This is a genomic window from Riemerella columbina DSM 16469 (assembly GCF_000374405.1).
Taxonomy (GTDB): Bacteria; Bacteroidota; Bacteroidia; order Flavobacteriales; family Weeksellaceae; genus Riemerella; species Riemerella columbina.
Genome location: NZ_KB894231.1, coordinates 1 through 13,483, shown reverse-complemented (window position 1 = coordinate 13,483; position 13,483 = coordinate 1). Strand labels below are relative to the sequence as shown.

General features: G+C 35.9%; 10 protein-coding genes. 4 read left to right on the top strand and 6 right to left on the bottom strand.

What is annotated here, in order from left to right; genetic code table 11:
- Positions 1-182: 182 nt before the first annotated feature.
- The 3 genes from hpt (at position 183) to obgE (ending at position 2,410) form a co-directional block, all read left to right on the top strand.
- Positions 183-740 (top strand): hypoxanthine phosphoribosyltransferase, encoded by a 558-nt coding sequence (hpt, locus tag C237_RS0105795; RefSeq protein ID WP_018675556.1) that lies wholly within the window; start codon positions 183-185, stop codon positions 738-740.
- 39 nt (positions 741-779) lie between these two features.
- On the top strand, positions 780-1,355 hold the full coding sequence (locus C237_RS0105790) for an adenylate kinase (RefSeq protein WP_018675555.1): 576 nt from the start codon (positions 780-782) through the stop codon (positions 1,353-1,355).
- Between the two features lie 71 nt (positions 1,356-1,426).
- Positions 1,427-2,410 carry a GTPase ObgE gene (gene obgE / locus C237_RS0105785; RefSeq protein ID WP_018675554.1) on the top strand — a complete coding sequence of 328 codons (984 nt, stop codon included), beginning with the start codon at positions 1,427-1,429 and terminating at the stop codon, positions 2,408-2,410.
- Between the two features lie 133 nt (positions 2,411-2,543).
- Here obgE and C237_RS0105780 read toward each other — a convergent pair whose 3' ends face one another.
- The 6 genes from C237_RS0105780 to C237_RS0105755 all read right to left on the bottom strand — a co-directional run bounded on the left by C237_RS0105780 (position 2,544) and on the right by C237_RS0105755 (position 10,346).
- The gene (locus C237_RS0105780; RefSeq protein WP_018675553.1) at positions 2,544-3,308 is read right to left on the bottom strand and encodes a TatD family hydrolase; all 765 of its coding nucleotides are present in this window, start codon (positions 3,306-3,308) and stop codon (positions 2,544-2,546) included.
- Complete coding sequence (locus tag C237_RS0105775; RefSeq protein ID WP_018675552.1) at positions 3,305-4,270, bottom strand: GSCFA domain-containing protein; 966 nt, start codon at positions 4,268-4,270, stop codon at positions 3,305-3,307. The genes C237_RS0105780 and C237_RS0105775 overlap by 4 nt, the downstream gene beginning before the upstream one ends.
- A gap of 232 nt (positions 4,271-4,502) precedes the next feature.
- Positions 4,503-5,822 carry an FAD-binding oxidoreductase gene (locus C237_RS0105770; protein WP_018675551.1) on the bottom strand — a complete coding sequence of 440 codons (1,320 nt, stop codon included), beginning with the start codon at positions 5,820-5,822 and terminating at the stop codon, positions 4,503-4,505.
- A 33-nt stretch (positions 5,823-5,855) separates the two neighbouring features.
- Positions 5,856-6,743 carry a decaprenyl-phosphate phosphoribosyltransferase gene (locus C237_RS0105765; protein WP_018675550.1) on the bottom strand — a complete coding sequence of 296 codons (888 nt, stop codon included), beginning with the start codon at positions 6,741-6,743 and terminating at the stop codon, positions 5,856-5,858.
- 263 nt (positions 6,744-7,006) lie between these two features.
- Positions 7,007-9,511: a M1 family metallopeptidase gene (locus C237_RS0105760; RefSeq protein WP_018675549.1), complete on the bottom strand. Its 2,505-nt coding sequence runs from the start codon at positions 9,509-9,511 to the stop codon at positions 7,007-7,009.
- Positions 9,512-9,551: 40 nt separating this feature from the next.
- Positions 9,552-10,346: a thymidylate synthase gene (locus C237_RS0105755; protein WP_018675548.1), complete on the bottom strand. Its 795-nt coding sequence runs from the start codon at positions 10,344-10,346 to the stop codon at positions 9,552-9,554.
- Positions 10,347-10,502: 156 nt separating this feature from the next.
- Here C237_RS0105755 and C237_RS0105750 point away from each other — a divergent pair, with 156 nt between their 5' ends.
- A complete protein-coding gene (locus tag C237_RS0105750) occupies positions 10,503-13,076 on the top strand; it encodes a TonB-dependent receptor domain-containing protein (RefSeq protein WP_018675547.1) in 2,574 nt (857 codons plus the stop codon).
- Positions 13,077-13,483 lie beyond the last annotated feature (407 nt).

Genomic DNA, 13,483 nt, shown 5'->3' with positions numbered 1-13,483 from the left:
AAAATAAGGAAAACTTATTGTTTTAAGAAATCTTTTATCTTAAATAAAAACTAAGGTTTTGTTAAAATCTTATATCGCGAAGCTACACAATTTTGAATTTGTGAGATTATGGTGAAATATATTTTTTCAACATTACTACCTAAAAACATTTAAATTTCTTAAATTTGCCTTTTGGAAAAATTATGGAAAAAATAAAAATTCATGATAAGACTTTTGTACCTTATCTAAAAAATGAAGAAATACAAAACTATATTAAAACACTTGCACAGAAAGTCTATGAAGACTACAAAAATGAAACCCCCGTTTTCATAGGTGTTTTAAATGGCGTAATAATGTTTTTCTCAGATTTTCTAAAGCATTATCCAGGGCAATGTGAAGTGGCTTTTTTACAAGTAAGTTCTTACCATGGTGGCTTAACTTCTACGGGAATTGTTTACAACAAAATGGAACTGACGAAAGATGTAGAAGGTCGCCATATTATTTTAATGGAAGATATTGTAGATACTGGGAATACTTTAGAAAGTTTATTTGAATATTTTAAAAATACGCATCGTCCAAAGTCCCTTAGAGTTGCCTCTCTATTATTGAAACCAGAAGTTTTTAAAAAGGATTTTACTATCGACTATGTGGCAAAGGAAATTCCTAACAAATTTGTATTAGGCTACGGCTTAGATTACGATGAATTAGGAAGAAATTTACCCGATTTGTATCAATTAGAAGACGGTAGAATTAACCATTAATTAATCATGATGGATACCCATCTAAAAATATAATATAAAATGATAAACATTGTATTATTTGGCCCTCCAGGGAGTGGTAAAGGTACGCAGGCTCAAAACTTAATCAAAAAATTTAATCTAAAGCAAATCTCAACAGGGGATTTATTTAGATATAATATGAAAAACGATACCGAACTTGGAAAATTAGCAAAATCTTATATCGATAAAGGTGAGTTAGTGCCAGACCAAGTGACCATTGATATGCTGGTAGATGAATTGAGAAAGCCTACCGATGCCAAAGGCTTTATTTTTGATGGTTTCCCTAGAACAGCAAAACAAACGGAGGCTTTAGAAACTATTGTTAAAGATGAATTGAATGATGAGATTAGCATTTGTTTAGCTTTAGTTGTAGAAGATGAAATATTGGTAGAAAGACTATTAAATCGTGGTAAAACGAGTGGTAGAACTGATGATGCAGATGAAAATATCATTAGAAATAGAATAAAAGAATACTACGCAAAAACAGCTGAAGTTGCAGAACTTTATAAAAAGCAAGGGAAGTATGTGGAAGTAAATGGTGTAGGCAATATTGATGAAATTTCTGAGAAACTCTATACTGAAATCGAAAAGTTATAATTTTCCTTTTCATAAAAAATGGACTCTGGCATCGTTTATGCTATTAAAAAGGTCCTAAAAATTAAAATGTTATGTCAAATTTTGTAGATTATGTAAAAATCCATTGTAAATCAGGTCACGGTGGTGCAGGTTCTGCCCATCTTCGTAGGGAAAAATATATTCCTAAAGGTGGACCTGATGGCGGTGATGGTGGTAGAGGAGGACATATCATTATGAAGGGAAACGCCCATGAATGGACGCTGCTTCCGCTTCGCTATACACGCCATGTAAAAGCCGAAAACGGTCAGCCCGGTGGAAAAAATCAATTGACTGGACGCTATGGACAAGATGTGTATATAGAAGTACCGATTGGGACTATAGCCAAAAATCAAGATGGCGAGGTGATGGGTGAGATTATGGAAGATGGTCAGGAAATCATTCTGATGGAAGGTGGTAAAGGAGGATTAGGCAACGAACATTTTAAATCCTCAACCAACCAAACACCAAGATACGCCCAGCCAGGATTGCCAGGAGAAGAAGGCTACATCACTTTTGAGCTTAAAATCTTAGCAGATGTAGGATTAGTAGGGTTTCCAAATGCGGGTAAATCTACACTATTGGCAGCCCTTTCTGCGGCAAAGCCTAAAATTGCAGACTATGCCTTTACTACATTAACGCCCAACTTAGGGATTATAGAATATAGAGACCATCAATCTTTTGTAATGGCAGATATTCCAGGAATTATCGAGGGGGCAGCAGAAGGCAAAGGTTTAGGACATCGTTTTTTAAGACATATTGAAAGAAACTCTATTTTACTCTTTATGATTCCTGCGGATGCAGAGGATTATTTCCAAGAGTTTAAAATTTTAGAAAACGAATTAAAAGAATACAATCCTGAATTATTAGATAAAGATTATATCATCGCGATTTCCAAATCTGATTTATTAGACGACGAATTAGAAGCTGAAATTGCTGCTAAATTTCCAGAGCATAAACAACCGCTGTTTATTTCGGGAGTGACTAATAAAGGATTGACAGAACTAAAAGATGTCATTTGGAAAAAGCTTAACGGATAACAATCTTAACAATGCCTTATCAAAATTTTGATAAGGCATTGTTATTTAAAGTTTATCGAAATTTACTTGCTTGTACTTCAGTCTAATTTGTATTTCAAGAATAAAGTTATACTTTTTTCAACATAACATTTAGCTACATCCCAAAAACAACTTTAGCATTCCGAGTGGTAATTTCCTCTATTTCAGCATAAGGCTTTTGGTAAATATCAACGAGTTTTCCCATTACTTTGTCTAGATAGGCGGATTCATTTCGCTTACCTCTAAAGGGAACGGGGGCTAGATAAGGCGCATCGGTTTCTAATACGATATGTTCTAGTGAAATTTCGTTTAGAAATTGGTCTATTTTTCCATTTTTAAAAGTAACCACCCCGCCAATTCCTAATTTAAAATTAAGGTCTATCACATGTTGAGCATGGTCAATAGTTCCTGTAAAACAATGGAAAATACCTCTTAATTTAGGATGTCTTTTTTCTTCTAAAACCTCAAAGGTTTCATCAAAGCTATCTCTGGAATGAATTACAATGGGACGGTCTAATTCTATTGCCCAATCAATTTGTTGACGAAAACATTCTTTTTGTAATTCTAAATGCGTTTTGTCCCAATACAAATCAATTCCGATTTCGCCTATTGCACAAAAGGGACGCTGGGCGAGATATTGCTTTATCAAATCAAGTTCTTGTTGATAGGTTTCTGGTTTTATGTAAGTGGGGTGAAGCCCAATCATCGCAGACATACAATCCGAATATTGCTGCTCTAATGCTAACATTTTCTCGTGGTATTCAGAATTGATAGCGGGCAGGAAAAAATGAGTGATGCCAATGGCTTTAGCTCTCTCTATGACTTCCGTTCTGTCGTTATCAAATTCTTCCGCGTAGAGGTGGGTATGGGTATCTATCATAAATTAGTTGATTTAAAAATTCTAAAGTTGACTTTAGTTTGTTGATGTTGAATTTTCTGTTGAAGTTGGTTTAAAAACTGCCGATATTCTTCACTGGTAGTCGATTTTGGGCGGTGTTTTAAACCATTCATTATTTTGATATTTTCTTTTATAAATTCTTGAGTTTCTGGGGTACAGTAAGCCGATTGGAATTTATCAAAAATATAATCTACGGCTTGTATAGAAGGGTGAATCATATCGTTTTTGTAGAAACGATAATCCCGCAAATCGTCCATCAATAGTTCATAAATGGGAAGATAGTGGACATTGGATTGTTGTTCTAAAACGGTATGTAGTGCGTTAATCAGTTTGGCTTTGCTCCATTGATTTTCTACCATGCCGTCTTTGGTATGGCGTACAGGCGAAATACTAAATAAAATTTGTGCTTTATTTTCTGTAAACTGTTGGAGTAATTCTATGGTTTTATTAATATTATTTTTGAGTTCTACATCGGTTAAAAGCCGTTTGCTAAACTGATGATGAGGGATTTTATGACAATTGGCGACCAATTGATCTGTCGGTAAATAGTTGTAAATAAAACTCGTCCCATAAGTGATGATGATCCATTGAGTATTTTTAAGAAACTGATGGGCATCCTCTATATTTTTGTTGATGTAATAGAGGGTTTCTTGAGTGTTTGGATAATCAAAATCGGTGTGATGTTCTAGAGAAATCGCCTTGCCATTATAGGAAATGAGTTCCTCTTCGGTATAGTATTGTTTAGTTGCGATACGCTCAAAAGCATTCCGAATAGAGTAGGGGTTGAAAATGACTCCAAAAGGATTATGAAGCGTTTGTAACTGACCATCGGAAAGGCGATGGTTAAGTTCAGAGGCAAAGCAAGAACCAATTGAAAATATTTGATCTTCAATTTGGATTTTCTGTGTGGATGGTGTTATTTCTACCTCTGTACGAAATTTCATGATGGTTACCTTAATATTGAATGAAAAGTAGGTTGTTGATGAACCTATTTTATTTTACTAGTTGCATTTGTCTTTTCTCTCGTTACAATTGCTTTTTTTATGGTTGCATTTATATTTTCCCCTATTACAATTGTCTTCTCTCCTGTTACAATTGCTTTTTTTATGGTTGCATTTATATTTTCCCCTATTACAATTGTCTTCTCTCCCGTTACAATTATTACCTTTGAGTAATTTATATATTTCTACCTGTAATCCTTTTACGCTGTAAAGACACAAACTTATAGCCTTCTACATTTTTTAGATAATTGGTAAGTTTAGGGTCGCTCATACTGTCTTTGGTGAGGTAAATTCTACCTCCAAACTCTGCTACAATTTTATCTAAATCCTCTACGAGCTTCTTAAGTTTTTTATTCACTTTAAAATCTAAAGCCAAAGTATAGCCTTCAAAAGGAAAAGAGTTATAAGCTTCAGGATTGTTTTTTCCAAATAATTTCAGTACCGCAAGGAAAGAGCCATTGCCACTATTAGCGATGGTTTCCAAAATTTTCGTCATGCCTTCTTTGCCTTTGTCTTTTGGTATAACCATTTGATATTGGATAAAGCCTGTTTTGCCATAGATTTTATTCCAGTCGTTAATCACATCTAATGGATAGAAAAAAGTCTCGTAATCTACGAAGTTTTTAACCATTTTTTTAGATTGTTTTTTATAATACAACCAATTAAATATCTTAACACTGAGTTGGTTTAAAACAAAACTAGGGAAGAAAAACGGAATGGTAGGTTTAAATTTATCTTTAAGTTTCAAGGGATTTTTTACAAATTTATCAGGCAGTTCTAGCTTCATGGCGTGTTCGCCACGCATCAGGATAGAGCGACCGATATTTTTTCCTTTTTGAAGGCAGTCAATCCACGCTACGGTATAGGTCCAGCTTTCACTTTCCTCAAACAATTTGAAGATTTCATCTAAATTTTCAGCTTTTATACTTTCTTGTTTGATGTAGGCACTGTCAATATTTTTTAGTCTAAACTTAGCCGAAAGAATAATCCCTGTTAAGCCCATACCCCCAATGGTCGCCCAGAATAAATCTGCGTTTTCGGCTCTAGAGCAAGTTAGGATTTCGGCATTATGATTAAGGAGTTTAAACTCGATAACATATTCTGAAAAGCAACCTTCGGCATGGTGATTTTTGCCATGAACATCGGAGGCTATAGCGCCACCAACACTCACAAATTTGGTCCCAGGGGTAACATAAAGAAAATAACCTTGTGGCACTATCACTTCTAAAATATCCGAAAGCAAAACTCCTGATTCACATTCAATAATCCCATTAATACGGTCAAAACTTATGAATTTATTGAGTCTTTTAGTAGAAAAAATAGCGTTACCCAAAGATGCATCGCCATAACAGCGCCCATTGCCTCGAGCAATCAGTTCAGATTTGTTTTTTACATATTGTTTTATGCGGTCTATTTGGTCTTCGCTTACCATTTCTTTTTCCACTATGGGATAGTTGCCCCAGTTAGAAACTTTTTGAGTATAATTTTTCTTCATAAGAAATTTGTGTTTGTTACCCTTATTTAAGGCTTATTTAGCATAAATTTGATACAAAAATACAATAATCCAAAGCAATAATGTGATTTGGATATAGTGGTCTTTGTAGATAATGCTGGTAGGAGATTCGGTTTTGTTATAAACTAAAGTTTGTTGCAGATATCTTAAAAATCCGAACATAACGAAAATGACGGTATAAAATACTCTAGGGTGAAATTTTGCTTGAACTTCTGGGGATAAGGTAAACATCAAGTAGCATACAATAGCCAAAGTACAACTGATTGCCAGTGCAATATCTGCAAACTGAATATTATAGCCATCTAATGCTTTTCTTGTTTTACCCGTTACCTGAGCGTTAATTAATTCCCCTCTACGCTTGCCAATCGCCAGTACCAAAGCTAATACAAAAGTCAGTAATATTGCCCATTGTGTAATGATTAAGCCTGTGATATATCCCCCAGCAAGCACACGAAGAACGAAGCCAATGGCAATAATGGTAATGTCTATAATGGCGACATGTTTTAATTTAAAAGTATAGGCTAGATTCATAATGAAATAAGTCCCAATAATAATGGAAAACTGCCAGAGCAAGTCCATGTTAAAGTAAAAATAACTGAACAAAATGCCACCCACGACCAAACTCATAAATAAAGCGATCATTCCTTTGGCGGTAGATTTACTAATCGCTCCACTGGCAAGAGGTCGGAACTTTTTCTTAGGGTGTTTTCTATCAGATTCTATGTCGGAATAGTCATTGATGATATAAATGGTACTTGCGGTAAGTGAGAACACCACAAATGCAAATATGCTTTTATAAAATAAATCGAGATTGGTGATTTGCCCAGAGAAAAATAATGGTACAAAAACAAATAAGTTTTTAATCCATTGTTTTACCCTTATCAATTTTAGAAAGTTCTTCATAGTCTATTTTGAAAGCACAAAAATAGGGATTAATTGTGAAATAATTATGAATGCAGGAAAAGTTAGAATTTAACTGATTTAAAGTAAAAAAAGATTGACGAAATTTGTGTCGCAAAACATAACCATTCTAAGCCAGTTCTATGATGTATAAAATACTCGAGAATGGTATAATAAAAGAAGAAATAATCCCAAATTAACCAAAACAAAAAATCCATTTCAAAAATTTTTGAAATGGATTTAAAAATATTAAATAGGTTTTTCGTTTACCTATACAACTCTGCCACTTGATTTAAAACTTCCACTTGTTGATGAAGACTATCGTTTTTAGGATCGGCTTTTAGAACTTCCATCTTTTTATTGATACCGTCTTTTAGCATTTGAGAAATCATCATTTTTACCTGTGGGTTATCAGGCATTTGAGATTTGGCTTGTGTTAGTATCTTGGCAATATTTTTAGTTGCTTTTAAGTTGTTACTACTCATAATCCAATTAAAGCCCTCTTCCGACACGGCACCCGATTCAGGATCTTGGAATTTAATGAACGGATAAAACGCCACAATATTTGAAATATAAGGCATCTGAGGCTCAATCTTATTTTTCACAATCGTTGGGAGTAGTGTGGTAATCAAAGTTTCGGAAGCATTGGATAAGTCTATTTTACTGGCTAAAGATTGGATACGCTCTGGTGCTACCATGGCTAAAGCAGCAAGACTATTACCCTTAACCGAATTTGATACCTCATTAACCCCTTTCTCGTAAATTGGTAGGTATTTATTGTTTTTAGTTTTGGATAAGGCATTAATAGCAGCGGCTTGGACTAAAGTTTTCGGATCATTTTTAGCCAACTGTTCCACTTCCTTAGCAAAAGTTTTTTCCAAATTCGCTTGAGATAAGTCTAAAGCATTTAAGGCTTGAATTCGGATACGGAAGAACGGATCTTTTAACGCGGCTAAAAGGGTTTTTTGAGCCGTTGGATTGTCTAAGTTTTCTTTTGTATTTTTTACCGCTAAGGCTCTACTCTTATAGGCTTTAGATTGGGTATATTGTAGATAATACTGCTCTGGCGTTTTAGTCTCGCTAACTTCAGCAAGGAGTACACCATCAGGGTCTATGTTGATGAGAGCAGGGTTGGCATCAACTTTAAAGGTAAAGTTATTTTTTTGTTTGGCATCTACCCAAACTTTCTCTCTTTTTACCGATTTACCATTATATAAATCAATAGTCAGTGGGAATTGAAAATATTGCGGTTGAGTTTGTGTAATGCTCACTACGGTTTCTTTCTTTACGGGTTCATAACTATAAGAAACTTCTAACTTAGGATTACCATTGCCAAAATACCATTGGTTAAAAAACCAATTAAGGTCTTTCCCCGATACTTTTTCTAAAGATAATCTAAGCTGATGTGCTTCCCCCGTACCATATTCATTTGTTTTTAGATAATCACTGATGCCTGCAAAGAATGCCTCATCGCCAAGGTAATTTCTTAGCATATGCAGAATGCTTCCACCTTTGTTATAAGACACCATATCGAACATATCTTCGCGCGATTGATAATCAAAGCGGACCAAGTCTTTGCTATAATCAAAAGGGTTGTGAATATAGACATTGGCATTGTTCATCAGGTGGTAGTCGGCAGCATCTTTGCCATATTTGTATTCGTTCCAAAGGTATTCGGAATAGTTGGCAAAACTTTCATTCACGGTGAGGTTGCTCCAGCTTTCTGCCGTTACCAAATCGCCAAACCAGTGGTGGAATAGTTCATGGGCAATGGTACTTTCCCAACGGTTATCATCAATTAAATCCCCAGGTTTTTGTTGGGCTTGTTCAGCATGGATTACCGCTGTGGTATTTTCCATTGCCCCGCTAACATAGTCTCTACCAACCAACTGAGAATATTTAGCCCACGGATAATCGTAGTTGAGTTTTTTAGAGAAAAACTCTAACATCTCAGGCGTATTTCCAAAAATCGCTTTGGCATAGTCGGCGTAGTCTTTTTCTACATAATAATCTACGGGAATATTGCGCCATTTATCTTTGATGACTGCATACTCGCCTACGCCCATAAAGAATAAATAAGGAGCGTGTTTTTTATCCATCACCCAATGGTCGGTTCTAAGGTCGCCATTTTGAGTGGAATTTTTTAATAGTCCGTTGGATAGGGTAACGAATCGGTTGGGTACCGTCATATAAATTTCTTGCGTGGTTTTTTGGTTAGGTTTATCAATCGTTGGAAACCATACCGAGTTAGATTCAGTTTCGCCTTGCGTCCAAATTTGAGTTGGTTTCTCTGGGTCTTTACCTTGTGCATTGATGAAATAAAGCCCTTTAGCATCATTAATAGCGGCGCTGCCTTCGGCTTTTACTTCATTGGGACGAGCCGTGTATTTAATATAGACTGTATAATCTTGATTTCTATTGTAAGTTTTATCCAGCTGGATATTTAGAATATCGTTATTATAAGTGTATTTAAGCGGTTTCAATTTACCGCTGGTATCCAAAGCCACTTCGTGGATAAGCATGGCTTTAGCGTTTAGCACTAGGGAATCGGTAGGGTAGAAGTAGGGGGCTGCGGTAAGCCATTCTTCACCCGACATTTGTTCCTTATCGAAATCGAAGGCTACTTTTAGTTTGGTGTGTTTGAGTTCTGTGGTTTTGGTGTGTGTGGCACGGTAGATTTTTTCTCCGCCCGAGGTTTCGGTCTGGGCAAAACTTGTAGTATAGGTTACTAAACTTCCGAGTAATAAGGCTGATATTAAAACTTTTTTCATAATTAGCAATGTATTTTGAATGTCTATTTTTTAATGAATTTTAAACGGCTACAGGGGCTTTGATACCTGGGTAAGGCTCGTAATTTTCTAAATTAAAATCCTCATATTTAAAATCAAAAATATCTTTGATTTCTTGATTGAGTTTCATTTGGGGTAAAGGTTTTGGCGTTCTTGAAAGTTGCTTTTTCACTTGTTCAAAATGGTTGTTGTAAATATGCACATCGCCAAAAGAATGGACATAGTCGCCCACTTCCAAGCCACAGACCTGAGCCACCATCATCGTCAGTAAGGCATAGCTGGCGATATTAAAAGGCACGCCTAGAAAAACATCGGCACTACGCTGGTAAAGCTGAAGCGATAGTTTACCATCTGCCACATAAAACTGAAATAATGAATGGCAAGGTGCTAAAGCCATGTTTGGGATTTCTGCCACATTCCAAGCGGAAACGATTAACCTTCGGCTATCAGGATTGGTTTTAATTTGGTTGATGACCTCAGAAATTTGGTCAATGATTTTTCCATCTGTCCCTTTCCAACTACGCCATTGTGCTCCATATACAGGTCCTAAGTCGCCCTTTTCATCTGCCCATTCGTTCCAAATGCTTACGCCATGGTCATTAAGGTATTTGATGTTGGTATCGCCTTTTAGAAACCAAAGCAGTTCATAAATAATGGACTTGAGATGGACTTTTTTAGTTGTAACGAGTGGAAATCCTTTAGCCAAGTCGTATCTGAGTTGGTAGCCAAAGACACTTCGCGTCCCCGTTCCTGTACGGTCTGTTTTATCTGTACCGTGGTCTAAGATATGTTGTAGCAAATCTAAATAGTTCTGCATAAGTTTAGAATTTTAAGTTTCAAACATACAAAAAAATATAGGAATACTAAGGGCATCATTAATGTTAAAAAAATATTAAAAATGAAAAAATAAATTTATAATTGATTTAAATTGATATTTTTGTCAGCTAAAATTAAATATTAAGCTTATTATATTATGAACTTTCCTATTGAACATATATTTCCCGTAAATAAAAAAAATTTAAGTACAATATGTGTTTTAGGAGCTATTGGTATGGCGTCAGCACAGCAGAAGCAATTGGTTTCAGGTCGTGTGGTGGATATGCAAAATAATCCAGTACCTTATGTGTCGGTTACCTTTGAGCATCCTACCAACCCTTTATATAGCGATGCGGTTTTAACTGATGAACAAGGTCGTTATCAGATTACTTTAGCACCAGGAAACTATACCATTACCATAGAGGCTATTGACTATAAAAGAAAGGTGATAACTCAAAATATAACGGGTGCTAAGACGCTGTCTGCTTTTAAATTAGAAAAAGAAGCCAGTATCACCAATGCTCCTACCAAAACCATAGAAGGAGTAGTAATGACGGTCACCAAGAAGCCGTATAAAGTGGAATTGGATAAAAAAACTTATGATGTATCTTCGGATATTGTAAGTAAAGGTGGAAGTTTGCAAGAGGTATTACAAAATGTACCTTCGGTAGAGGTAGATCCTGATGGAACAGTGTCTATGCGAGGGAGTTCTAATGTGAAATTCTTAATTAATGGTAAACCTTCGGCAATGCTTGGGATGGGCGATGGTGCCAATGCCTTGCAGTCCATTCCCGCAGATCAGATTGATAGAATAGAAGTCATTACCAATCCATCGTCAAAATTTGAGGCATCGGGAACTTCGGGAATATTGAATATTATTCTTAAGAAAAATAAAAAATCGGGGTTTAATGGAAATGTCTCTGGTGCCATAGGCTATTTACCACAAACTAATCTTAACGCAAATTTGAGTTGGCGAAAAGGCAACCTTACATGGTTTGTCAATGGTGGTGGTGGCTATAGAGAGTCCAAAGGAACCACTCGTACAAATACCAATTTTAATGACCTTAACCGTGCCAATCAATTATTAAAATCCTCACAAGAGGGCGAAAGAAATAGTGCCACGGATTTTTATAATGCCACAGCAGGTATGGTCTACGATTTTGGGAAACAAACCTCACTGAATATTTCGGGGAGCTTAAGAAGTTTTAAAGGGACTGAAGATGCCCATACTTATTATACTTATCTATATAACAGCCGCGTCTTGCCGTCGCCGTACATGTTGAGGAAAAGTAGCGGGAATAGTAGTAATCTATCTTACCAAGGGGATTTGGGATTAGACCATAAATTTAGTTATCGAGATAATCTTTCGGTGTCGCTAAGTTATCAATCGAACCAAAATAATGGGGCTACAGAAATTGCTCAAGAAACGAATAATGTTTTCGATAGGAAATTCGTCCCAGATAGCCGTCTGCCTCAGATGAGTTTCCTTACCACATTTAATACGCAAGACTCTGAAAAGAAAACCATTATCGGAAAAGTAGATTATGAAATCAACCTAGGAGATCAGGCTAAGCTGGAACTCGGCTACAGACTCGATGCTAATAATAATGCCTATCATAATGTTGCCCAAGAGCGTATCGGCAGTGCCTCTGCGTTTAGTACTTTAGGGAAATTTACTAATGATACGACTTATGATGAGGTGTTTAATGCCTTCTATGTGCAATACAAAAATAAGATAGGCAATCTAGGCTACCAATTAGGGCTAAGAGATGAACATTCTAAAGTGACTATTGATTATAAAAATTTGGAAGATGGTAAATTGATAGACCAAAAGCAAAAGTCTTATAATAATCTATTCCCAAGTGTCTATCTAAGTTATGATTTAGGGAAAAATAACCAATTGTTACTCAATTATTCTAAGAGGATAGACCGTCCAAGAGCGTTTTTTATGGTGCCGTATTTTTCTTTAACCGATGACCAGAATTTATTTTTAGGAAACCTAGACCTTAACCCTTCTTATGTCCATTCTTTTGAATTGGGGTACAGTTATCAAAAGAAAGCGGTAACTATAAACCCTACGCTTTACTTAAAACATAAAATTGACGATGATAAAATGCTGGTCTACAGACCTGATGAACGCACGAATGTCTTCTATACCAACCCGATAAACCTAGGGGATGATACTAAATATGGGGTAGACCTTAATGCGAATTTTGATTTGTTTTCATGGTGGAAGGTTATGGCAAGTATAGATGTATTTGGCTATAAAACCACAGGGACTACTACTTATGAGGTAACGGATAAAGATGGGGCTAAGGTATCCCGTATCGCAAATTTTGAAGGCAGTGGCTTTTCTAATCGTATGAGGCTGAATTCTACTTTTAAAGTCGATAAAACTTTGAGTTTCCAATTGCAAGGGTTTTATAGAGGTGGACAAAAAACGGCATTCCAAAATCGTAAAGCTATGTATGCCTTAAACTTTGGGGCTAGCAAAACCGTACTCGATGGCGATGGTACCATTACGCTGAATGTTCAAGACCTTTTCAACACAAGGAATATGACGGTACAAACCTTTTCTGAAACCTCTAATAGAGAATCTTATATGCAATTGCAACCGCGTAGTATTTCGCTATCGTTTTCCTATCGTTTTAAACAAGGCGAAAGGGTAGAGCAACCTAAACGCAAAAGAGACCAAAGCAACTATAGTGATGATGATGTGGTGGTGATGTAATTTAACTGATGTAGCAATGGATTAATGTAATAATGTAAAATGTACTGATGTGTGGAGTTGAGATGTTAGAAATTAGAGTTTAGTAGGCTTTAAGCCGTAAGCAGAAGGCTTTAGGCTCTATGTTGTTATGTTGAATTTATTTACTCATTCTGTTTTATTACATAGCTATGGATTCGTGAATTTTTAATTTTAGCGTTTTACGGATTAATACTCTATTTACTGGCTCAAAAGACCCTGAACCAAGTTCAGGGTGACACGCGCATAAGATTTGCTTTAGGTAGTAAGCAAGAGGCTATATGCTACTCATCACTAATAATTCATCACTCGATATTTGCTTTAGGCAGTAAGCAGAAAGCCGTATGCATTAACTCATCACTCATAATTCATCACTCGATATTTGCTTTAGG